23 protein-coding genes and 1 pseudogene are annotated in these 22302 nt (G+C 72.9%); 16 read left to right on the top strand and 8 right to left on the bottom strand.

The window, feature by feature from the left end; translation table 11 throughout:
* Window positions 1-168 precede the first annotated feature (168 nt).
* Complete coding sequence (locus CP982_RS06540) at window positions 169-687, top strand: DUF6328 family protein (protein WP_150509615.1); 519 nt, start codon at window positions 169-171, stop codon at window positions 685-687.
* A 36-nt stretch (window positions 688-723) separates the two neighbouring features.
* Here the strand turns inward: CP982_RS06540 and CP982_RS06545 are convergent, their stop codons facing one another.
* Window positions 724-1155 (bottom strand): ATP-binding protein, encoded by a 432-nt coding sequence (locus tag CP982_RS06545; protein ID WP_150509616.1) that lies wholly within the window; start codon window positions 1153-1155, stop codon window positions 724-726.
* 262 nt (window positions 1156-1417) lie between these two features.
* Here CP982_RS06545 and CP982_RS06550 point away from each other — a divergent pair, with 262 nt between their 5' ends.
* The gene (locus CP982_RS06550) at window positions 1418-2278 is read left to right on the top strand and encodes a helix-turn-helix domain-containing protein (protein ID WP_150509617.1); all 861 of its coding nucleotides are present in this window, start codon (window positions 1418-1420) and stop codon (window positions 2276-2278) included.
* Between the two features lie 9 nt (window positions 2279-2287).
* Complete coding sequence (locus CP982_RS06555) at window positions 2288-2512, top strand: DUF397 domain-containing protein (protein WP_150509618.1); 225 nt, start codon at window positions 2288-2290, stop codon at window positions 2510-2512.
* Window positions 2513-2589: 77 nt separating this feature from the next.
* Here the strand turns inward: CP982_RS06555 and CP982_RS06560 are convergent, their stop codons facing one another.
* Window positions 2590-3726 (bottom strand): 8-amino-7-oxononanoate synthase, encoded by a 1137-nt coding sequence (locus CP982_RS06560; RefSeq protein ID WP_150509619.1) that lies wholly within the window; start codon window positions 3724-3726, stop codon window positions 2590-2592.
* Window positions 3727-3902: 176 nt separating this feature from the next.
* Between CP982_RS06560 and bioB the strand changes: the two genes are divergently transcribed.
* The 4 genes from bioB (at window position 3903) to CP982_RS06580 (ending at window position 7960) form a co-directional block, all read left to right on the top strand.
* Window positions 3903-5093 carry a biotin synthase BioB gene (bioB, locus tag CP982_RS06565; protein WP_150509620.1) on the top strand — a complete coding sequence of 397 codons (1191 nt, stop codon included), beginning with the start codon at window positions 3903-3905 and terminating at the stop codon, window positions 5091-5093.
* A complete protein-coding gene (locus tag CP982_RS06570) occupies window positions 5086-6387 on the top strand; it encodes an adenosylmethionine--8-amino-7-oxononanoate transaminase (protein ID WP_150509621.1) in 1302 nt (433 codons plus the stop codon). Before bioB ends, CP982_RS06570 begins: the two co-directional genes overlap by 8 nt.
* The gene (gene bioD / locus CP982_RS06575; RefSeq protein ID WP_150509622.1) at window positions 6384-7088 is read left to right on the top strand and encodes a dethiobiotin synthase; all 705 of its coding nucleotides are present in this window, start codon (window positions 6384-6386) and stop codon (window positions 7086-7088) included. The genes CP982_RS06570 and bioD overlap by 4 nt, the downstream gene beginning before the upstream one ends.
* Window positions 7089-7288: 200 nt before the next feature.
* A complete protein-coding gene (locus CP982_RS06580; protein ID WP_150509623.1) occupies window positions 7289-7960 on the top strand; it encodes a class I SAM-dependent methyltransferase in 672 nt (223 codons plus the stop codon).
* Window positions 7961-7965: 5 nt separating this feature from the next.
* Here the strand turns inward: CP982_RS06580 and CP982_RS06585 are convergent, their stop codons facing one another.
* From CP982_RS06585 to CP982_RS06595, 3 genes and pseudogenes are all read right to left on the bottom strand, one after another.
* Entirely contained in the window at window positions 7966-8328 is a 363-nt protein-coding gene (locus CP982_RS06585; RefSeq protein ID WP_229879572.1) for a VOC family protein, read from the bottom strand.
* 195 nt (window positions 8329-8523) lie between these two features.
* Window positions 8524-8894, bottom strand: a pseudogene (locus CP982_RS06590) (fic family toxin-antitoxin system, toxin component).
* 3 nt (window positions 8895-8897) lie between these two features.
* Window positions 8898-9125 carry an antitoxin gene (locus CP982_RS06595; protein ID WP_150509624.1) on the bottom strand — a complete coding sequence of 76 codons (228 nt, stop codon included), beginning with the start codon at window positions 9123-9125 and terminating at the stop codon, window positions 8898-8900.
* Between the two features lie 152 nt (window positions 9126-9277).
* On the opposite strand from CP982_RS06595, the gene CP982_RS06600 reads away from it, so the two are divergent.
* From CP982_RS06600 to CP982_RS06625, 6 genes are all read left to right on the top strand, one after another.
* A complete protein-coding gene (locus CP982_RS06600; protein ID WP_150509625.1) occupies window positions 9278-10126 on the top strand; it encodes an ABC transporter ATP-binding protein in 849 nt (282 codons plus the stop codon).
* Between the two features lie 11 nt (window positions 10127-10137).
* Window positions 10138-12744 carry an ABC transporter permease gene (locus CP982_RS06605; RefSeq protein WP_150509626.1) on the top strand — a complete coding sequence of 869 codons (2607 nt, stop codon included), beginning with the start codon at window positions 10138-10140 and terminating at the stop codon, window positions 12742-12744.
* 118 nt (window positions 12745-12862) lie between these two features.
* Window positions 12863-13753, top strand: a complete 891-nt coding sequence (locus tag CP982_RS06610) for a TIGR03621 family F420-dependent LLM class oxidoreductase (protein ID WP_150509627.1) — start codon at window positions 12863-12865, stop codon at window positions 13751-13753.
* A 120-nt stretch (window positions 13754-13873) separates the two neighbouring features.
* The gene (locus CP982_RS06615; protein WP_150509628.1) at window positions 13874-14299 is read left to right on the top strand and encodes a GNAT family N-acetyltransferase; all 426 of its coding nucleotides are present in this window, start codon (window positions 13874-13876) and stop codon (window positions 14297-14299) included.
* 182 nt (window positions 14300-14481) lie between these two features.
* Window positions 14482-15918, top strand: a complete 1437-nt coding sequence (locus CP982_RS06620) for a hemolysin family protein (RefSeq protein WP_150509629.1) — start codon at window positions 14482-14484, stop codon at window positions 15916-15918.
* Complete coding sequence (locus CP982_RS06625) at window positions 15915-16928, top strand: hemolysin family protein (protein ID WP_150509630.1); 1014 nt, start codon at window positions 15915-15917, stop codon at window positions 16926-16928. The genes CP982_RS06620 and CP982_RS06625 overlap by 4 nt, the downstream gene beginning before the upstream one ends.
* A gap of 109 nt (window positions 16929-17037) precedes the next feature.
* Here CP982_RS06625 and CP982_RS06630 read toward each other — a convergent pair whose 3' ends face one another.
* A complete protein-coding gene (locus tag CP982_RS06630) occupies window positions 17038-17286 on the bottom strand; it encodes a holin (protein WP_150509631.1) in 249 nt (82 codons plus the stop codon).
* Window positions 17287-17327: 41 nt separating this feature from the next.
* Window positions 17328-18320, bottom strand: coding sequence for a LysR family transcriptional regulator (locus tag CP982_RS06635; RefSeq protein WP_150509632.1), 993 nt, complete (start codon window positions 18318-18320; stop codon window positions 17328-17330).
* 70 nt (window positions 18321-18390) lie between these two features.
* Here CP982_RS06635 and CP982_RS06640 point away from each other — a divergent pair, with 70 nt between their 5' ends.
* The 3 genes from CP982_RS06640 (at window position 18391) to purB (ending at window position 21590) form a co-directional block, all read left to right on the top strand.
* Window positions 18391-19068: a maleylpyruvate isomerase family mycothiol-dependent enzyme gene (locus tag CP982_RS06640; RefSeq protein ID WP_150509633.1), complete on the top strand. Its 678-nt coding sequence runs from the start codon at window positions 18391-18393 to the stop codon at window positions 19066-19068.
* 126 nt (window positions 19069-19194) lie between these two features.
* Window positions 19195-20040 carry an SGNH/GDSL hydrolase family protein gene (locus CP982_RS06645; protein WP_150509634.1) on the top strand — a complete coding sequence of 282 codons (846 nt, stop codon included), beginning with the start codon at window positions 19195-19197 and terminating at the stop codon, window positions 20038-20040.
* A 107-nt stretch (window positions 20041-20147) separates the two neighbouring features.
* Window positions 20148-21590 carry an adenylosuccinate lyase gene (purB, locus tag CP982_RS06650; RefSeq protein ID WP_150509635.1) on the top strand — a complete coding sequence of 481 codons (1443 nt, stop codon included), beginning with the start codon at window positions 20148-20150 and terminating at the stop codon, window positions 21588-21590.
* Between the two features lie 68 nt (window positions 21591-21658).
* Here purB and CP982_RS06655 read toward each other — a convergent pair whose 3' ends face one another.
* Window positions 21659-22252 carry a DedA family protein gene (locus tag CP982_RS06655; protein WP_229879574.1) on the bottom strand — a complete coding sequence of 198 codons (594 nt, stop codon included), beginning with the start codon at window positions 22250-22252 and terminating at the stop codon, window positions 21659-21661.
* Window positions 22253-22302 lie beyond the last annotated feature (50 nt).

Raw genomic sequence — 22302 nt, forward strand, 5'->3', positions numbered from 1 at the left:
ACCTGGCGCCACCAGCGCCTTTCGCCGCCGTCCGGTCAGGGCTCGGGCGGCGGCACCAGCCGAGGGACGGTCCGTACGGCAGTCCGGGGCGGCGCCCCGGCGACGTCACCCGCCCGGCCCCGCCGTCAGCGCGGGAGTGGAGCGGCGCCGCGCGGATACTCGTGGACCATGGCCGATCATCACCCCCACGCCGCGGGCACTTCCAGACCCAGCGCCTCCCGGCACACGCGCAACGAGACGCCGCTGGAGCGGGCCGACCGCAACTTCTCCGAGCTGCTCCAGGAGCTGCGGGTCACCCAGACCGGTGTCCAGATCCTCTTCGCGTTCCTGCTCACCCTCGCCTTCACGCCGCGCTTCCCGTCGCTCGACAGCGTGCAGCGCGCCACGTACGTCGTCACGCTGCTCCTCGCGGTGCTCGCCGCCGCGCTGTTCACGGCGCCCGCCGCGGTGCACCGCACCCTGTTCGCGCGCGGCGCCAAACCCCTGATCGTGCGGGTGTCCTCACGCCTGGCCGCCATCGGCCTCGCGGTGCTCGTGCTCGCCCTCACCGGATCCGTCCTCCTCGTCGTCGACGTGGCCGTGGGCCGCACCGACGGGGTGCTCGCGGCCATCGGCACGTTCGTGGTGTGCGGCGGCCTGTGGGGCGTGCTGCCCCGTCTGGTCGGCCGCGCGGGCCAGCGACAGTGAGCCCGCCCGGCCGAGGGGCGGCCGCGCCCCGGGGAGTCAGCTCTGCACCGGGACCGTCCACGGCAGCGTGATCCACACCGTCTTGCCGCCCTCGGGCGTCGGACAGACCATGAGTCTTCCGCCGCACTCGGCGGTGAGCCAGCGGACGATGACCATGCCTCTGCCGTTGTCCTGCTGGACGGCCGCGGGCAGCCGCTTGGGGTAGCGGGGGTGGCTGTCGGTGACGCCGATGCGCAGGCTCTCGTCGCGGTCGAGCCGGACGTCCACGGTGAAGGTGGGCGAGAGCCCGAGCGTGTGCTGCACCGCGTTCGTGGCGAGCTCGGAGACGATGAGCCGCACCGTGTCGGCCACATCCGTGTCCGCTGGGAGGCCCCACTCGGTGAGGATGTCCCCGACGTACCTGCGGGCGGTGGAGACCGACACAGGGTCGCTCGGCAGGGTGACTGATGCTTCCTGGTGGTCTGCCATGACGGCGCCGTCCCTTTCCCACCGGGACCGGACTTCCGACGCGTGGCGGAAGTACTCGAGTACCGTCCCGGAGCTGGTGCTTCGCGCCAGATTGCCACTCTCGGGCGGCCCGCGCCCGCCGATCCACCGAGATGTGCATATATCTGTCGCTCGAAGCGGTGAACTCTGCGACGGCAGACCGTATTTGGGCGCAACACTGGCAGTTCCTCTACCGTCCCCTACCGTTGGCGCGGACCTCCGGAAGGACCAGAAGGAGACAGCCATGCAGTACGGTCCCGCGGTGCGCCGTCGCAAGCTCGGCGCGGAATTGCGGGCGCTGCGCGCCGAGGCCGGGCTCACGAGCGGCGAGGCGGCCTCCCTCGTGGGCTGGCACCAGTCGAAGGTGAGCCGGATCGAGACGGGCCGCAGCGGCGTGAAGGCCACCGACGTACGACTCCTCCTGGAAGCGTACGGGGTTCAGGACCCGCATCTGCGGGAGCTGCTCGTCGCGCTCGCGGGCGGGGACGACGAGCACGGGCGCCACCACTGGTGGCACGCCTACCGAGGGCTCCTGCCGCCCGCGTACCGCGACTTCATCAGTCTGGAGTCGCAGGCCTGCCGGGTGCGGACCCTGGAGACCACGGTGGTTCCCGGTCTGCTGCAGACGCCCGAGTACGCCCGCGCGGTGACACGTGCCGCGCTCGGCGAGCGGCCCGAGGAGCAGGTCGAGGCCCTCGTGCAGGTGCGGCTCGCCCGGCAGGACGTGCTGCGCAGCGAGCCGCCGCTGCGGCTGAGCGTGATCCTGGACGAGGCGGTGCTCCGGCGGCAGGTGGGCGGGCCCGAGGTGCTTTCCGGACAGTTGCGGCGGTTACTGGACGCGGCCCGGCTGCCTCAAGTGCGGCTCCAGGTACTTCCGTTCGCCTCGGGCGAGCACATCGGGTTGATCGGCCCTTTCGTTATTCTCTCCTTTCCGAACATTTCTGATCTGGATGTGGTGGTTCTCGACCACTTGACGAGTAGCCTCTACCTCGAACGGAAAGAAGACCTTAGGGCGTACACCGACGCCTTCAACTCTCTTCGGGGACAGGCGCTTTCCGTTCAGGATTCAATGGATTTCATCGCCGGGTTAGGTGACGGCGCGTAAGGAGGCACCATGACTGCACTGCCTCGGTACGTTCCCTCCAGCACGTCTCTCAGGGGCGCGCGGTGGCGGCGCAGCAGCCGCAGCAACGGAATGAACAACTGTGTGGAGACGGCCCCGCTCGGCGCAGGACCCTTGACGGGCCTGCTCGCCGTGCGCGACTCGAAGAACGCGGCTGGCCCGGCCGTGCTCTTCTCCCCCACGGCCTGGGAAGTCTTCGTCGACGCCCTTCGATGAAGACCATGGCCCTTAGGTGAGGCCCGAGTGAGTGCGCCGGACCCCGGACCCAGGTCGTAGGTGCCAGATCTCAGGTGTCAGGGTGCGGTGCGGCTGATCACGGCGACGACCTCGGCGAGCTGCGTGTCGCTCAGGTCCGCGCGGGCGGTCAGCCGCAACCGCGAGACGCCGTCGGGGACCGACGGCGGACGGAAGCACCCCACAGCGAGCCCCGCGGAGCGGCAGTCGGCCGCCCAGTGCACCGCGGCCCCGGGCGACGGGGCACGCACCGAGACGACGGCGGCGTCCGGACGTACAGCCGAGAACCCCTCCCCCACCAGCAGTTCGTAGAGCCGGGTCGCCACCTCGCGCGCGCGTGCGGCACGCTCCGGCTCCCGGCACAGCAGCCGCAGCGCGGCGAGGGCCGCCCCGGCGGAGGCGGGCGCGAGACCCGTGTCGAAGATGAACGTACGGGCCGTGTTGACCAGGTGGTCGATGACCCGGGCCGGGCCGAGCACGGCGCCGCCCTGGCTGCCGAGGGACTTCGAGAGCGTGACGGTGACCACCGTGTCGGGCGCGCCCGCGAGCCCGGCGGCGTGGGCGGCGCCCCGGCCCCCGGCGCCGAGCACGCCGAGCCCGTGGGCGTCGTCGAGGACGAGCCCCGCGCCGGACTCCCGGCAGACGGCGGCCAGTTCGGCCAGCGGCGCGGCGTCGCCGTCCACCGAGAACACGGAGTCCGTCACGGCGATCGCGGGCCCCTCGTGGGTGCCGAGCGCCTTGCGCGCCGCCGCGGGGTCCGCGTGCGGCACGACCTGGGTGGTGCCGCGGGCCAGGCGGCAGCCGTCGATCAGCGAGGCGTGGTTGCCCGCGTCCGAGACGATCAGCGAGCCGTGCGGGGCCAGGGCGGTGACGGCCGCGAGGTTCGCCGCGTAGCCGGAGGACAGCACGAGGGCGGACTCGAAGCCGCAGAACGCGGCGAGCTCCCGCTCCAGTTCCGCGTGCAGCTCGGTGGAGCCCGTCACCAGGCGCGAGCCGGTCGCGCCGCCGCCCCAGCGGCGGGCGGCGGCGGCCGCGCCCGCGGTGACCTCCGGGTGGCGGGTGAGGCCGAGGTAGTCGTTGCCCGCGAGGTCGAGCAGGGTGGTTTCGGCCGGGCGCGGGCGCAGGCCGCGGACGAGCCCGGCGCGCTCGCGCGCCCGCGCCTGCTCGTCGATCCAGTCGAACGGCGCGCTCGTCATGGGGCCTCCAGGCCGTCGTCCGCTCGGGCGGTGCGAAGAGATGCGTTTGTAGACAGTGCACAGACCCTAGCCGTCGCGCCACCTGGCCATGGTGTGGCAATACCCACAGCCGTCAGAGCTTCTGTTGTGTGGTTTCTCCATGGTCAGACGGACCGGCGTACGCCAGGATCGGCGCCATGGATCTGCTCAACACGCTGGTGGACAAGGGGCTTCGGCGCGAGCTGCCGACCCGCGACGAGGCGCTGGCCGTGCTCTCGACCTCCGACGACGAACTGCTCGACGTGGTGGCGGCGGCCGGAAAGGTGCGGCGCCACTGGTTCGGCCGGCGGGTGAAACTCAACTATCTGGTCAATCTGAAGTCCGGCCTGTGCCCCGAGGACTGCTCGTACTGCTCGCAGCGGCTCGGCGCGGACACCGGCATCCTGAAGTACACCTGGCTGAAGCCGGACGAGGCGTCCGAGGCGGCGGCGGCCGGGCTCGCGGGCGGCGCCAAGCGGGTCTGCCTGGTGGCGAGCGGCCGGGGGCCGACGGACCGGGACGTCGACCGGGTCTCCGACACCATCAAGGCGATCAAGGAACAGAACGAGGGCGTCGAGGTGTGCGCCTGCCTCGGTCTGCTCTCCGACGGCCAGGCCGAGCGGCTGCGCGGCGCGGGCGCCGACGCGTACAACCACAACCTGAACACGTCGGAGTCGACGTACGGCGACATCACCAAGACGCACACCTACGCTGACCGCGTCGACACCGTGCAGAAGGCCCACGCGGCCGGTCTCTCCGCCTGTTCGGGGCTGATCTCGGGCATGGGCGAGACGGACGAGGACCTGGTCGACGTCGTCTTCGCGCTGCGCGAGCTCGACGCGGACTCCGTGCCGGTGAACTTCCTGATCCCCTTCGAGGGCACCCCGCTCGCCAAGGAGTGGAACCTCACGCCGCAGCGCTGCCTGCGCATCCTCGCGATGGTGCGGTTCGTCTGCCCGGACATCGAGGTCCGCATCGCGGGCGGCCGCGAGCTGCATCTGCGCACGCTCCAGCCGCTGGCCCTGCACCTCGCCAACTCGATCTTCCTCGGCGACTACCTGACCAGTGAGGGCCAGGCGGGCAAGGCCGACCTGGAGATGATCGCGGACGCCGGTTTCGAGGTGGAGTCCGCTGACCAGGTGACGCTGCCGGAGCACCGCCGGCGCGGAGGCTGTGGTTCCGGTTCTGGCTCCGGCGCCGACGCGCGGGAGGGCTCGGGCTGCGGCTCCGGCTGCGCGCCCGCCGAGGCCCCCGGGTCCGCCGCGCAGGCCGAGCCCGGCGACGCGCGCACCGATCTGGTGGCGGTGCGCCGCCGGGGCGCGGGGACGGACGTGGCGCCCAATGCGTGACCTGGACCTGCGGGAGATCCTCGACCTCGACCGCGCGCACGTCTGGCACCCCTACGGGCCGATGCCGGGCAGGCAGGAGCCGCTGGTCGTGGAGGAGGCGAGCGGGGTACGGCTGCGGATCGCGGGCGTCGGCGACGTGGTCGACGGGATGTCGTCGTGGTGGTCGGCGATCCACGGCTACAACCACCCGGTCCTCAACGAGGCGGCGCGCGACCAGCTCGGCCGCATGAGCCACGTCATGTTCGGCGGCCTCACCCACGAGCCCGCCGTGCGCCTGGCCAAGCGGCTCGTCGACCTCACGCCCGCGGGCCTCGAACACGTCTTCCTCTCCGACTCCGGCTCGGTGTCGGTCGAGGTGGCCGTCAAGATGTGCCTCCAGTACTGGCGCTCCGTCGGCAGGCCCGAGAAGCAGCGGATGCTCACCTGGCGCGGCGGCTACCACGGCGACACCTGGCAGCCGATGGCCGTGTGCGACCCGCAGGGCGGCATGCACTCCCTGTGGCAGGGCGTCCTGCCCCAGCAGGTGTTCGCCGACCTGCCGCCCGCGGGCTTCGACGCGTACGACGACGCGTACGCGGAGCACCTGCACGACGTGATCGGTCGGCACGCCCACGAACTGGCCGGTGTGATCGTAGAGCCGGTGGTGCAGGGCGCGGGCGGCATGCGCTTCCACTCGCCCCGCTATCTGCGGGCGCTGCGCGAGGCCTGCGACGCGCACGGCGTGCTGCTCGTCTTCGACGAGATCGCGACGGGCTTCGGCCGCACCGGCGCGCTGTTCGCGGCCGACCACGCGGCCGTCACGCCGGACGTGATGTGTCTGGGCAAGTCGCTGACCGGCGGCTATCTGACGATGGCGGCGACGCTGTGCACGCCCCGGGTCGCCGACGGCATCGCCCGCGGCGAGGTGCCCGTGCTCGCGCACGGCCCGACCTTCATGGGCAACCCCCTGGCCGCCGCGGTGGCGAGCGCCTCCATCGACCTGCTGCTCGGCCAGGACTGGCAGACCGAGGTCAAGCGGATCGAGACGGGCCTGCGGGCCGCCCTCGCCCCGGCCGCGGAGCTTCCGTACGTCCGTGACGTACGGGTTCTCGGGGCACTCGGGGTCGTGCAGCTCGACCACCAGGTCGACATGGAGGCGGCGACGCGGGCGGCCGTGGGGGCGGGGGTGTGGCTGCGGCCGTTCCGCGACCTCATCTACACGATGCCGCCCTTCATCACCGGGGACGACGACGTGGCGCGCATCGGGCGCGCGGTGTGCGCGGCGGCGCGCGCGAGCGGGGAGGCACGGGCGTGAGCGTGATCGTGGTGTCCGGTACGGGCACGGAGATCGGCAAGACGGTGACCACGGCGGCCGTCGCCGCCCTCGCGCTCGCCGCGGGGCGCAGCGTGGCCGTCCTCAAGCCCGCGCAGACCGGCGTCGGCCCCGGGGAGCCGGGCGACGTCGCGGAGGTGCAGCGGCTCGCGGGCGGCCGGGTGACGGGCGCCGAACTGGCCCGCTTCCCCGAGCCGCTGGCTCCGGCGACGGCCGCCCGGCGCGCGGGGCTCACGCCCGTCACGGCCGCCGACGTCGTCGAGGCCGCGCGGAAGCTGGACGCCTCGCACGACCTCGTCCTGGTCGAGGGCGCCGGGGGACTGCTCGTGCACCTCGACGAGAGCGGCGCGTCCCTCGCGGACGCGGCGCGCGAGCTGGCGGCGCCGGTGCTCGTCGTCACGACGCCGGGGCTCGGCACCCTCAACGTGACCCAGCTGACCGGCGAGGCCCTGCGGGCGCGCGGGATCGACTGCCTCGGCGTGGTCATCGGCAGCTGGCCCGCCGAGCCCGGCCTCGCGGAGCGCTGCAACGTGGCGGAGCTGCCCGGGGTCGCGGGGGCGCCGCTGCTCGGGGCGGTGCCCGAGGGGGCCGGGGGGCTGAGCGGGGAGGAGTTCCGGGCGGCGGTCCCGCAGTGGCTGGGGCCGGAGCTCGGGGGTGCTTGGGGTGGGGTTTCCCTCCCCTAGCGCGGCCCTTCGCGAAGGCGGGGGGCGCGGGGGCGGGAAAGGCCCGTCCGAGGCGTGAGGCCGCGGCCGGAGGCCGGTTGCGGGAGGGCCGGAGGCCGGTTGCGGGACGGCGAGAGGCCGGTTGTGGGACGGCGAGAGGCCGGTTGCGGGGCGGCCGGAGGGGGGAAGAACCAGCCATCCCTCTCCGTGAGGAGGCCTCCGTGCCGACCGCCAAGCCTGCCCCCCGTGCCCCCGTCCACCACCCCCTCTTCGCCCGTCTCTACGCCCGCGTCAGCGTCGCGGCCGAGCCGACGATCGCCCCGTACCGCGCGGAGCTGCTCACCGGGGTCTCCGGCCGCGTCATCGAGGTGGGCGCGGGCAACGGGCTGAACTTCCCGCACTACCCCGCCGCCGTCTCCGAGGTCGTCGCGATCGAACCGGAGCGTCTGCTGCGCCAGTTGGCCGTGTCGGCGGCGCTGCGCGCGGACGTGCCGGTGGACGTGGTGCCGGGCGCGGCGGAGGCCCTGCCGGTCAAGAGCGAGGCCTTCGACGTGGCCGTCGCCTCGCTGGTGCTGTGCAGCGTGCGGGACGTGCCGCGCGCGCTCGCGGAGCTGCGGCGGGTCCTCCGGCCGGGCGGCGAGCTGCGGTTCTTCGAGCACGGCCGGGCGCGGGGCGCGGCCTTCGCCACGGCCCAGCGCGCCCTGGACCGCACGGTGTGGCCGCTGCTGTTCGGCGGCTGCCACACCGCGCGGGACCCGGTGGGCGCGCTGCGCGCGGCCGGGTTCGAGATCGGGCCCTACCGCCGGGTCCTCGTGCCCCCGAAGCGCCCGCGCCTGCCCACGTCGCCCTGCGTCCTCGGCACCGCGTGGCGGCCGCCGGAGGACGGGGCCTGAGGGTCTCAGAGCAGCTGGACCAGGTTCACCGCGTTGCCGTCCGGGTCCTTGATGTGGGCGACCCGCTGGCCCCACGGCATGTCGTTCGGCGGCCCGAGCACCTGGCCGCCGAGGTCCTCGACGGGGCCGAGCAGCGCGTCCACGTCCTCGACCGTGACACTGAGCAGCGAGCGCTGCGGTGCGTCCAGCGGGGCCTTCTCGTCGGCGACGATGCCGAGCTCCGACTCCCGTACGCGCAGGGCCACGAAGAACACCGGGCCTTCCTCGGGGACGCGGGTGGTCTGCTCGGCGCCCAGGAGCTGGGCGTAGAAGGACTGGAGCCGGATCACGTCCGGGGTGACGAGCATCGGCTGGATGGTGGCGGGCATGCCGGGCCTCCTGGGAGTCGCGCACGGGCGCGCGGGTGGGCAACGGGCGCGTGGGGGTGACCGGCGCGGGGCGCGAAACTCATCGGTGCCCGGCGCGGGGCGCGGCGGCGGCATGGGGTTCACGCGGCGGGGCTCGACCGTGCCACGGAGTTCACGCAGCGGGGCGCGCCCCCGCCGTGGAGGGCCCGGAGCCCGTCAGCGGCTCCACTGGCGCAGCTCGTGCGCTATCTCCCGTACGCCCGCCGCGTCCTCCTTCACCAGGCGGGCGAGGTCGCGTACCTGCTCGGGCGAGGTCACGACCTTCACACCGCTCGCGACGAGGTAGGCGTACGCGACGGACACCGCGAAGAGCGCGTTCGAACGCTCCAGGGCAGGCACGTGGAGGAGCACTTGGAGCAGGGCGGCGGCGCGGTCGTGCGGGCCCTCGTAGACGGGGACATCGAAGATCTCGGCCCCGTGCCGGGCCACGGCCGCCGTCAAGGCGCCCCAGTCGGTGACTTGGGGGTCTCCGGAGTCTTCTGTTCGGCGACCATCAGGAGCCAGGCGAGGTCGATGCGGAGGTTCAAGAGTCAGCGACGACCTTCGCGGTCCGCGCCGAACTCCTCGGCGAACACCCCTTCGTACTGCTTCATGAAGTCGGCGGCGGCCTCCACGAACGTATGGCCGAGCTCGCCGACGTCCTGTTTGACCAGCTCTTCGATGTAGCGGTTCACGCTCATGCCGCGGGCCAGGGCGCGCTCGCGCGCGGCTCGGGCGGTGTGCTCGTCCACCCGCACGTTCAGCTGCGTCTTCGCCATGCCCTCAAGCTAGCGCCGCCGCGCTAGCACCGACAAGGCGCCAGGACCGTGCCCCTTACATACGTCCGGGTGCCCGACCTGCGAGGGATACCGGCCACTCCGCGCCGCCCCTACCCTCTGAACCCTCTCCACCCCCAACCAGGGAGGCGGCCTTGTCCACACCTGCTTCGACGCCGCACGCGGAACGCGCCGAGCCCCCGGGCAGCGCCGCCCGCGCCCGCGGCCTGACCAAGGCCTACGGCTCGGGCGAGACCACCGTGCTCGCCCTGGACGCGGTGGACGTCGACATCGCGCGACGCCGGTTCACCGCCGTGATGGGTCCCTCCGGCTCCGGCAAGTCCACCCTGATGCACACCCTGGCGGGGCTCGACTCGGTCTCCGCGGGCCAGGTGTGGCTCGGCGACACCGAGATCACCGGCCTGAAGGAGCGCGAGCTGACGCAGCTCAGGCGCGACCGGGTGGGCTTCATGTTCCAGTCGTTCAACCTGATCCCGACGCTCAACGCCCGCGAGAACATCACGCTGCCCATGGACATCGCGGGCAAGCGCCCCGACGCCGAGTGGCTGGAGCACGTCATCGACACCCTCGGCCTGCGCGACCGGCTCCGGCACCGGCCCGCGCAGCTGTCCGGCGGGCAGCAGCAGCGCGTCGCCTGCGCGCGGGCCCTGGCGTCGCGCCCCGAGCTGATCTTCGCCGACGAGCCGACCGGCAACCTCGACTCGCGGGCCGGGCTCGAAGTCCTCGGCTTCCTGCGCGAGGCCGTGGACGCGCTGGGCCAGACGGTGGTGATGGTCACGCACGACCCGGGCGCGGCCGCCCACTCCGACCTGGTGCTCTTCCTCGCCGACGGCCGGATCGTGGACGAGATGGACCGGCCGACGGCGGAGGCGGTCCTGGAGCGCATGAAACGGTTCGACGTGCTGCACGGGGCGCCCCACGCACCCGACGGGGCTCCCCATGACACCGGTGCCGCGCCGCAGAGCGCCCCCGACGAGGCCTGAGGCGGACCACCGTGCTGAAGTCCACGCTCCGGAGCTTCCTCGCGCACAAGGGCAGGCTCTTCCTCTCCGCGCTCGCCGTGATCCTCTCGGTGGCGTTCGTCGCGGGCAGTCTGATCTTCTCGGACACGGTCAACCGCACCTTCGACCGGCTCTTCGCGTCCACCTCGGCCGACGTCGCGATCTCCCCCAAGGACGACAGCGACGCGCGCGTGCCGACCGGACACACGCCGACGCTGCCCGCCGCCGTGGCGAAGGAGGTCGCCGAGGTCGACGGCGTCGCGGCCACGCACGTCGACGCGTCGGTCGAGAACATCACCGTCGTCGACCGCGACAACGACCCGGTGGGCCCGACGACCGGCGCCCCCACCATCGCCGTCAACTGGTACGAGACCGAGCGCAGCCCGGTGCGGCTGACCTCGGGCCACGCCCCGCGCGGCGCCGGCGAGGCCCTGCTCGACGCGGACACGGCCGACAAGAAGGACGTGGAGATCGGCGATCCGCTCACCGTGATCGCCCCGCCCGGCTCCTTCGAGGTGAAGGTCGTCGGCATCGTCACGTTCCGCACCACCAACCCCGGTGCGGCGCTGCTGTTCCTGGACACCCCGACCGCGCAGTCCAAGCTCCTCGGCGACAAGGACGCGGCGACGAGCATCGCCGTGGACGCGGCGCCCGGGGTGAGCGACGCGGAGCTGAAACGGCGCGTCGCCGCCGCGCTCGGCTCGTCGTCGGGATCCACGTCCGACTCGTCGTCGGGCTCGTCGTACGAGTTGAAGACCTCGGCCGAGCAGGCCGAGTCCGCCGCCGACGAACTCGGCGGGTTCCTGGACGTCATCAAGTACGTGATGCTCGGCTTCGCCGGGGTCGCCGTCCTCGTCGGCGTGTTCCTGATCGTCAACACCTTCTCCATGCTCATCGCGCAGCGCACCCGCGAGCTGGGGCTGTTGCGCGCCCTCGGCGCCGACCGCAGGCAGGTGCGCCGCTCGGTGCTCATCGAGGCCGTGCTCCTCGGCGTGGTCGGCTCCACCCTGGGACTCGGCGCCGGGATCGGGCTCGCGGCCGGGCTCATCGAACTGATGGGCCTGTTCGGCATGAACCTGAAGTCGACGGAGATGGCGATCGGCTGGCAGACGCCCGTCGCCTCGTACGTCGTGGGCGTCGGCGTCACGTTCGTCGCGGCGTATCTGCCGGCGCGCCGGGCCGCCCGGGTCTCGCCGATGGCCGCGCTCGCGGACGCCGAGATCGCCGGTGTGGGGCGGCCGTTGAAGCTGCGGGCGCTCGTCGGAACCCTGATCGCGGCGGCCGGAACGGCGGCGCTCGTGGGGTGCGCGGCCGCGAGCGACACCTCGACGTCGGCCTCGCTGCTCGGGCTCGGCGTGGCCCTCACCCTCGTCGCCATGGTCGTGGCGGGCCCGCTGCTCGTGCGCCCGGTGATCCGGGTGCTCGGCGGCGTCTTCCCGGCGGTCTTCGGGTCCGTGGGCCGCATGAGCCAGCGCAACGCGCTGCGCAACCCGCGCCGCACGGGCGCCACGGCGGCCGCCCTCATGGTGGGCCTGGCCCTGGTGGGCGGCCTGTCCGTGGCGAGCGCCTCGATGACGAAGTCGTTCGACGAGCAGATCGACAGGACGCTGGGGGCGGACTTCGTCGTCAACGGCGCCGCCAACCCCTTCGCCCCGTTCCCCGCCGAGGTCACCGAGAAGGTGCGCGAGACGGAGGGCGCCGGGCTCACCGTGCGCAACCGCTTCGCGACCCTGAAGCTGCGCATGCCCGACGGCAAGACCGTGAAGTCCACCGCGGCGGGCTACGACAAACGGGTCGACGAAGTCCTCAACCTCTCGTACGCGCGCGGCAGTACGGCCCGGGCCCTTGCCCCCGGACACGTCGCCATGGACAAGGACTTCGCCAGGGACCACGACGTACGCGTCGGCTCGGTGCTGCCCGTGGAGGTCGCGGACAAGCGCGAGGCCGACCTCACGGTCGGCGCGCTCACCGACATGGACCTCGCGGAGGGCCCCGGCCTGGAGGGCGGGCTCTTCATGGGGCTCGGCACGCTGGCGAAATACGCTCCCGACGGACAGGACGCCACGCTCTTCGTCAACGCCGCCGACGGCACGGACGCGGGCACGCTGCGCGACCGCCTCGAGTCCGTGCTCGACCCGTACCCGCAGTTGAAGGTGCTCGACCAGGCCGACTACAAGAAGCTGATCCGCGAACAGATCGCCGTGCTGCTCTACCTCGTGTACGCGCTGCTCGGCCTGGCGATCGTCATCGCCGTGCTCGGCGTGGTCAACACCCTCGCCCTGTCGGTCGTGGAGCGCACCCGGGAGATCGGGCTGCTGCGCGCGATCGGCCTCGCGCGGCGGCAGCTGCGGCGCATGATCCGCCTGGAGTCGGTGGTGATCGCGGTGTTCGGCGCGGTGCTCGGCCTCGCGCTCGGCCTGGTGTGGGGCGTGTCGATGCAGCAGGTCCTGGCGTTGCAGGGGCTCAAGGCGTTCGCGGTGCCGTGGTCGACGATCGTCGCCGTGGTGATCGGTTCGGTGGTCGTGGGGATCGTGGCGGCGCTGCTCCCGGCGCTGCGGGCCTCGCGCATGAACGTACTGGAGGCGATCGCGCACGAGTGACGGGGCTGGGGCCGGTGTCCAGTACCCGGTGCGCGGTGCCCGGTACGGTCGACGGGGCAGGGGCACGCGTCAGGGCAGGGGCACGCGTCCCCAACCGCGCGACACGTGAGGAGAGTTCATGACCAGGCCGTTCCGCTTCGGCGTCACGATGATGACCCCCTCGGCGGGGGACGAGTGGCGCAAGAAGTGCCGCAGGGCCGAGGAGCTCGGCTACGACGTGATCCTGGTCGCCGACCATCTGGGGATGCCCGCGCCGTTCCCCGCACTCGTCGCGGCGGCCGAGGCAACTGAGCGGCCGCGGGTCGGCACCTTCGTCCTCAACGCCGGGTTCTGGAACCCCGTCCTGCTCGCGCGCGAGGTCGCCACGGCGGACGCGCTCACCGGTGGCCGGCTCGAACTGGGGCTCGGCACCGGGTACGTGAAGTCGGAGTTCGACGCGGCGGGCCTCCCGTGGCCCACGGCGGGTGCGCGCCTGTCCCATCTGGCCCGCACCATCGAGGAGCTGGACCGGCTGCTCGCCTCGACGGAGCACCGGCCGGAGCCCCGGCAGCGGCCGCGCCCGCCCTTGCTGGTCGGCGGCAACGGCGACCGCGTCCTGAAGGTGATCGCCGAGCACGCCGACATCGCCGCGTTCACCGGGACGCGCACGGTCCCGGGCGACCCGGACGGCAAGCTGGCCGTCCTCACGGCGGAGGCCGTGGACGAGCGCGTGGCCGCGTACCAGCGGTTCGCCGCGGGGCGCTCCGCCCCCGCCGAGCTGAACCTCCTGATCCAGGTGGTCGAGGAGACGCGGGACCGGCGGGCCACCCTGCGGCCCTCCCTCGGGCGCGTCCCGCACCTCACCGAGGACGAGGCCCTGGAGGTGCCGATCCTCCTCCTCGGCACGGTCCGGCAGATGGCCGACCAGCTGCGCGCCCAGCGGGAGCGGTACGGCTTCTCGTACATCGCGGTCCTGGAGCAGAGCCTGGAGGCCTTCGGCCCGGTCATCGAGGAGCTGCGCGGCGAGTGACGTACAGCCGTCCGGGCTCCGGGCTCTGTCCGGGCTCTCCACGCTCTTCGCGCTCTCCGGGCTCTGTCCGGATTCTGGAATTCCGGGTGGTGGGGCCGCGTCCGGTGATGGGATGCGGCCATGGATGATCTACGGATTCGACCCGCCGCGCCCGCCGACCTGGACGCGGTCCTCGCCTTCTGGAAGGCGGCCGCGGAAGGCACGAGCATCAGCGACGACCGCTCGGGGGTGGAGCGGCTCGTGGCCCGTGACCCCGGCGCCCTGCTCCTCGCCGAGCGCGGCGGTGAGCTCGTCGGCACGGTGATCGCGGGCTTCGACGGCTGGCGGTGCCATCTGTACCGGCTCGCCGTGCACCCGGAGCAGCGGCGGCGCGGGATCGGCACGGCGCTGCTCGCGGCGGCGGAGGAGCGGTTCGCGGCGCTCGGCGGGCGCCGCGCGGACGCCATGGTGCTCAACCGCAACGAGCGGGCCCACCACGCCTGGCACGCGGCCGGGTACGCGCCCGAGCCGCAGTGGAGCCGCTGGGTGAAGCATCTCGACCGGTGACTCCACGCGATCGTCCACTACAGAGCGCCACGCTCCCGCTAGTGCTTTGCTGATCCTTTAATATGAAGGGTCCCCTGTAACCCTGACGAAAGGTGTGAGCGTCCGCCCATGGGCGAGCCTCCCAGTACCCGACATCGCGCATTCGCCACGCCCCTGGCCGATCATGGGACGGAGGTGACCCGATGACCGAAGTGCTCCTGCTCCTCGTGGCGGTGCTGCTCTCGCTCGCGTGCGGCGTCTTCGTCGCGGCGGAGTTCTCGCTCACCACCGTCGAGCGCAGCGAACTCGAGAGTGCGGCGGAGCGCGGCGAGCGCGGCGCCGAGAGCGCCCTCAAGGCGGTCAAGAACCTCACCTTCCAGCTCTCCGGAGCGCAGCTCGGCATCACCGTGACCGGCCTCGTCGTCGGCATGCTCGCCAAGCCCGCGATCGGCGATCTGATCGAGGGCCCGCTCGGCTCCGCAGGCGTTCCCGAAGCGGCCGCGTCGACCGTCGCCCTCATGCTCGGCACGGCGCTCTCCACCGTCTTCCTGATGGTCGTCGGCGAGCTGGTGCCCAAGAACTGGGCGATCTCCTCGCCGCTGCCCATCGCCAAGCGCGTCGCGACCCCGCAGCGGATCTTCAGCGCGGCCTTCCGGCCGTTCATCACGCATCTGAACAACACCGCGAACCGCGCCGTGCGCCGCATGGGCATGGAGCCCGCCGAGGAGCTCGCCTCCGCGCGCGGCCCCAAGGAGCTCGCGGCCCTCGCCCGGCACTCCGCGAAGGAGGGCGCCCTCGAGGCGGAGGCCGCCGAGCGGTTCATGCGCACGCTGAACCTCGCCGACCTGACCGCCGAGAACGTGATGACGCCGCGCGTCCAGGTCGTGGCCCTGGAGGCCCAGGCCACCTGCCAGGACGTCGCCAACGCCACCCGCGGGACCGGTCTGTCCCGCTTCCCCGTCTACCAGGGCTCCCTCGACACGGTCGTCGGCGTCGTCCACATCAAGGACGTCATCGCGCTGCCCGCCGAGCGCAGGCCCCGCCTGCCCGTGCGCGAGCTCATGCGCGAGCCGCTGCTCGTACCGGAGTCCCTGACCGTCGACCGGCTGCTCGACCGGCTCTCGGGCAAGCGCACCATGGCCGTCGTCATCGACGAGTACGGCGGCACCGCGGGCGTCGCCACCCTCGAGGACATCGTCGAGGAGGTCGTCGGCGAGGTGCACGACGAGCACGACCCGCACGAGACGCCCGACCTGGCCGCCGTCGGCACCGACGAGGACGGCCGCGAGCTGTACTCGGCGGACGGCGCGGCCCGCACCGACGAGCTGGCCCGCGTGGGCCTGCGCGTGCCGGACGGCCCGTACGAGACCCTCGCCGGAGTCGTCGCGACCGAGCTCGGCCGCATCCCCGCCGTCGGCGACCGCGTCGACGTCGGCGGCTGGCACCTGGAGGTCGTGGACGCCAGTGGCCGCCGCGCCGCGCGCGTACTGCTGCGCGCCCCGGCGCCGACCGACGACGAGGGTACGGACGACGCGGACGAGGGTGGCGGCGAGGGCGAAAGGCACGGCCGTCACGGCAGCGGCGGGCGCCGCGGGGCCCGGATCCGTGCGCACCTGGAGAAGGGGAAGGACGAGCGATGACCGCCATCCAGCTGCTGATCGGCCTGGCGACGCTCGTCGTCAACGCCTTCTTCGTGGGCGCCGAGTTCGCGCTGATCTCGGTGCGCCGCAGCCAGATCGAACCGCACGCCGAAGACGGCGACCGGCGCGCCAAGAGCGTGCTGTGGGGACTGCAGCACGTGTCCGTCCTTATGGCCGCGGCGCAGCTCGGCATCACGCTGTGCACCCTGGTGCTCGGCGTCGTCGCCGAACCCGCGATCGCGCACCTGCTGGAGCCGCTGTTCGACGCGGTGGGCGTGCCGCACGGCCTGGTCCACCCCATCTCGTTCGTCATCGCGCTGGCCGTGGCGACGTATCTGCACATGCTGCTCGGCGAGATGATCCCCAAGAACGTCGCCCTTGCCGAGCCGGTGCGCAGCGCGCTGCTGCTCGGGCCGCCCCTGGTGGCCCTCGCCCGCGCGCTGCGGCCGGTGGTCTTCACGATCAACGCGTTCGCCAACGGAATCCTGAAGCTGCTGCGGGTCGAGACGAAGGACGAGGTCGCGGCGACCTTCTCGGACGCCGAACTGGCCCGCATCGTCCAGGACTCCAGCGACGCGGGCCTGATCGACGACCGCGCGCAGGAACGGCTGCACGACGCGCTCGAACTCGGCCGCCGACCGGTGCGGGACGTGGTGCTTCCGCTGGAGCGCGTGGTCTACGCGCGCGTGGGCGTCACCCCGGAGAAGCTGGAGCGCCTGTCGGCGGACAGCGGCTTCTCGCGCTTCCCCGTCGTCGACGAGGGGCGCCGGATCGTCGGCTATCTGCATGTGAAGGACGCACTGGAGGTGTCGCCGCGCGACCTGCCCTTCCGGGTGGCGGACATGCGGCCGATCGCGCGCGTGCGCGAGACCACACCGCTGGACGGCGTCCTCTCGGCCATGCGGGGCAGCCGCACGCACGTGGCCGCCGTGCTCGGCGCGGACGGCCGTCTGGCCGGCATGGTCACGATGGAGGACGTGCTGCGGGAGCTGTTCGGACAGCCCGTCTAGTCCCCATAGAGCTCCCATGGGGACCTCCATGCGGTCCTTCATGCGGTCCTTCATGAAAACTCTAGAACGATGGTTCTAGAGCCGAGGCCTCAGCAAGGGCGCGCTTCCGTCACAGGACGGGGGCGCGCCCTCCGCCGTCCGGGGTCTCCGTGAAACCGGGTCCTGGCGGGCCGATCTTCGCCGAGCCGAGCGCGGTGAGGACGGCGAGCAGCGCCGCCATGCCCGCGGTGCCGAGGGCGGCCGTCCACGCCACGTCGAGGAGGTTCGTCGCCCCGGCGACGAGGACCGCGGCGAGTGCCTGCGCGAACGTGCGGACGGCACGCTCCGCGGTGGCTTTCCAGAAGGCAGCGCTCCACATGGCGGCCCCCTCTCCAGGAGCGAGGCCTCACGGTTGAGCCCTCAACTGCCGCTATCGTCGCGTCCCTTGGTACCGCTTGTCGACGCGTCGGCAGCGGATCCCCCGGCGGCCAACCCGTCGGCGAGAGCCTCCTGGAGCCGGGTGAGGAAGGCATGGGCGGCGGGGCCCTGCGGGCCGTCCGCCCGGCGGGCGAGGACGATCCGGCCGCGCGGTCCCGGCTCGGCGAACGGCAGTGCCCGCAGACCGAGCTCCGCGGCCTCCGTCTCCGACGCGGGAAAGACCGCCACACCCAGCCCGCGCGCCGCGAGCTGGGCCACCAGCTCGGGCGCGGCCGCCTCGAAGGCGACGCGCGGTGCGAACCCGGCCTGCGCACAGACCCGTTCCAGGACCGCCCGCAGACCGGTGCCGCGCGGCAGGCTGATGAGGGGCCGGTCCGCGAGCGCGGTCAACGGGAGGCCCGGCGCCGGACCGGCCGCCCGCTCCTGCGCGTACGCGATGAGCGGGTCGCCCTCCGCCACGACGACCGCCAAGGGCTCGTCCACCACGATGTCCCAGAGGATGCCCTGCGGCGGGGCGTCGGTCGTCTGACCGACCAGGGCGACGTCGAGTTCACCCGCCCGCAGCGCGGCCAGCATGCGCTCCGAGGTGTCCTCGGTCAGGGCGATCTCGACGTGCGGATGCTCGTCGTGGAAGTCCGCGAGCAGCTCCGCCACGCCGAACATGCCGGTGGCGGAGCCCGAGACGACCCCGAGCGTGACACGGCCGCGCAGCAGCCCGGTGAACTCGTCGGCCGTCTGCCGCATCCCCTCGACCGCGGCGAGCGCGGCCCGGGCGTACGGCAGCACCGCCGCGCCCGCCTCCGTCACGGTGACCGTCCGGCCCGAGCGGTCCAGGAGCCGCTGCCCCAGCTCCCGCTCCAACTGCCGGACCTGTGCGCTCACCCCGGGCTGCGCCACGTGCAACCGGGTGGCGGCGCGGGTGAAGTTGGCCTCTTCCACGACGGTGAGGAAGTACCGGAGCTGGCGAAGTTCCATAACGGAGAATGCTAGTCACGAGACGTACTGGCTCTTGGACTTATCGCACCACCCCTTGGATCTTGGAACCATGGGGAACACGGAGAACACGGGGAACACAGGGAGCACGGGGCCTGGAACCGCGTCGCAGCAGCCCATACGGTCCGCCATCGCAGCCGAGCGCCGCGAGCTGGCCGATCTCCTGGAGAGCCTGACGCCCGAGCAGTGGGACACGCCGTCGCTGTGCGCGGGCTGGCGGGTGCGCGAGGTCGCGGCACACATGTCGCTCGGCTTCCGCTATCCGCTCCCCCGCGTCCTGTGGCAGCTCGTCAGGGCGGGCGGCAGTCTGCACCGCATGACGGACCGCTGCGCCCGCGCGGACGCGGCGGCGTACGGGACCGCCGAGCTCGCCGGATTCCTGCGTGAGCACGCGCACCACCCGTGGACCCCGCCCGTCGGCGGCTTCGCCAGCGCGCTCGGCCACGACGTGGTGCACGGCATGGACATCACCGTGGCCCTCGGCCTCGACCGGCGGGTACCGGAGGACCGGGTGCGGATCCTCCTGGACCACGTCACCGTCAAGAGCGCCAAGTTCTTCGGCGCCGACCTCACCGGGGTCCAGCTCTGCGCCGACGACCTCGACTGGACGTACGGCTCCGGGGCGCCGCTGCGGGGATCCGGCCAGGACCTGCTGCTCGCCGCGTTCGGCCGCGCGGTGCCCGCGGGGCGCCTGCGCGGGGAGCGGAGCGAGCGCTTCACAGCGGCCTGAGCGGAGCGCGCGGGCAGGCCTGTGCCGGGGCCGCACCGCGGTCGGCGCGGAGGGCCGCACCGGGGCCCGGGTGCCGTCGGGCGGCCCGTGCCCGGCACGGCCACGCGGGATACCATCGACCCCGCCATGGAGATCAACGCCCACCACACCAGCCTCGTCGCGCTCGGCGACTCCTTCACCGAGGGCATGTCCGACCTGCTGCCCGACGGCGGCTACCGCGGCTGGGCGGACGTCCTGGCCGAGCGCGTCGCGGCCCGCACCCCCGGCTTCCGGTACGCCAACCTCGCCGTGCGCGGCAAGCTCATCGGGCAGATCGTCGACGAGCAGGTCGACGTGGCGGCCGGGCTCGGCGCCGATGTGATCACGCTCGTGGGCGGCCTCAACGACACCCTGCGCCCCAAGTGCGACATGGTGCGCGTACGCGACCTGCTCGAACAGGCCGTGGAGACCCTCGCCCCGTCCTGCAAGCAGCTCGTCCTGATGCGCAGCCCCGGCCGCCAGGGCCCGGTCCTCGAACGCTTCCGGCCGCGCATGGAGGAGCTCTTCTCCCACGTCGACGACCTCGCGGCCCGCCACGGCGCGGCCGTCGTCGACCTGTACGGGTCGACGACGCTCGGCGACCAGCGCATGTGGGACGTGGACCGGCTGCATCTGACGGCCGAGGGGCACCGCAGGGTCGCCGAAGCGGTGTGGCAGACGCTCGGCTACGCGCCGCAGGAGGACTGGCAGGCACCCCTGTCCGCTGCCGTACGGCCCTCCTGGTCCGCGCGGCGCATCGCCGACGCCCGCTTCGCCAAGCAGCACCTGGCCCCGTGGATCGGCCGCCGTCTGACGGGCCGCTCCTCCGGCGACGGCAGGACGGGCGCCCATGTGGACCCCACCACCGGCCGCGCCTTCTGGGTCACCCCGGCCGACGCCACGGCTCCCGGCCCGGTCCAGGCCTGGCAGCGCGTGGAGCCCGACCCGGCCTGACCCCGCGGCACATCCGGGTACACCGTGCACCCGCCCCTCCCTTCGTAGGTTCAGACGAACCCAGCCATGGCGCTGGCCTGCAGAAACCGCCAGTAGAATGGCCGACTGTGACTGCTGCGCCTGCTAAGCCCCGTATCCCGAACGTCCTCGCCGGGCGTTACGCCTCCGCCGAGCTCGCCACGCTCTGGTCGCCCGAGCAGAAGGTCAAGCTCGAGCGTCAGCTCTGGCTCGCCGTGCTGCGTGCGCAGAAGGACCTCGGCATCGAGGTGCCGGACACGGCGCTCGCCGACTACGAGCGGGTCCTCGACCAGGTCGACCTGGCCTCCATCGCCGAGCGCGAGAAGGTCACGCGCCACGATGTGAAGGCCCGCATCGAGGAGTTCAACGCCCTCGCCGGGCACGAGCACGTCCACAAGGGCATGACCTCCCGCGACCTCACGGAGAACGTGGAGCAGCTCCAGATCCGGCTCTCCCTCGAGCTGGTGCGGGACCGCACGGTGGCGGTGCTCGCGCGGCTCGGCCGGCTCTCCGGCGAGTACGCGGAGCTGGTCATGGCGGGCCGCTCGCACAACGTGGCCGCGCAGGCGACGACCCTCGGCAAGCGCTTCGCGACCGCCGCCGACGAGCTGCTCGTCGCCCACCGCCGCGTCGAGGACCTCCTCGGCCGCTACCCGCTGCGCGGCATCAAGGGCCCCGTCGGCACCGCGCAGGACATGCTGGACCTGCTCGGCGGCGACGCGGACAAGCTCGCCGACCTGGAGCGCCGCATCGCGACGCACCTGGGCTTCGACCGTGCCTTCACCTCCGTCGGTCAGGTCTACCCGCGCTCCCTCGACTACGAGGTCGTCACGGCGCTCGTGCAGTTGGCCGCCGCGCCGTCGTCCCTGGCGAAGACGGTCCGGCTGATGGCCGGGCACGAGCTGGTCACCGAGGGCTTCAAGCCGGGCCAGGTCGGGTCGTCCGCCATGCCGCACAAGATGAACACCCGCTCCTGCGAGCGCGTCAACGGCCTGACGGTCATCCTGCGCGGCTACGCCTCCATGACCGCCGAGCTCGCCGGCGACCAGTGGAACGAGGGCGACGTGTCCTGCTCCGTGGTCCGCCGCGTGGCCCTGCCCGACGCCTTCTTCGCGCTCGACGGGCTCCTTGAGACGTTCCTGACGGTGCTCGACGAGTTCGGCGCGTTCCCCGCCGTCGTCGCTCGAGAGCTCGACCGCTATCTACCGTTCCTCGCCACCACCAAGGTGCTGATGGCGTCGGTGCGGGCGGGTGTGGGCCGTGAGGAGGCGCACGAGGCGATCAAGGAGAACGCGGTGGCTTCCGCGCTCGCCATGCGTGAGCAGGGCGCCGAGCGCAACGAGCTCCTCGACAAGCTGGCCGCCGACTCCCGCATCCCGCTGGACCGCGCGCAGCTGGACGAGCTGATGGCCGACAAGCTGTCCTTCACCGGCGCCGCCAGCGACCAGGTCGCCGCGGTCGTCGCGCAGATCGAGGCGGTGCTCAAGGAGCACCCCGCGGCTGCTGCGTACACGCCGGGCGCCATTCTCTGAGGCGCGGTACCCCGCGCTCCCTCAGGCGTCGCCCTTCCGGCGGGCCGTGGCCCGCGCACCCCGCACGGTCAGCTCCGTGCCCGGTGCGCGCCGCGGCCCGCCTTGCGTATGCGTACCGCCACGAAGGCCAGGACGGCGAGGGCCACGATGGCGAGGACGACCTTCGAGTACAGGCCGACGACGTCGGTGACTTCGTGCCAGCGGGTGCCGAGGGCGTGGCCGACCAACACGAAGGCGCTGTTCCAGATCAGGCTGCCCGCGGTGGTGAGGCCGAGGAAGACGGGCAGGGGCATCCGCTCGATGCCCGCCGGTATCGAGATCATGCTGCGGAAGATCGGCACCATGCGGCCGAAGAACACGGCCTTGGTGCCGTGCCGTCCGAACCACGCTTCCGTCCTCTCTATGTCGGACGTCTTGACGAGGGGCAGGCGGGCGGCTATCGCGACGGTGCGGTCGCGGCCGAGCAGCGCGCCGATGGCGTAGAGAGCGATGGCTCCCGCCACTGATCCGGCCGTGGTCCACAGCAGCGCGGCGAGGAGACTGAACTTGCCCTGGCTCGCGGCGAATCCGGCGAGCGGCAGGATGACTTCGCTGGGCAGTGGCGGGAAGAGGTTCTCCAGCGCGATGGCCGCGCCCGCGCCTGCCGCGCCGAGCGAGTCCATGAGGTCGGCGGCCCAGCCCGCTATTCCGCCCGCGGGCGCTTCCGCCGATG

Source organism: Streptomyces spectabilis (genome assembly GCF_008704795.1).
In the GTDB taxonomy this organism is placed as follows: Bacteria; Actinomycetota; Actinomycetes; order Streptomycetales; family Streptomycetaceae; genus Streptomyces; species Streptomyces spectabilis.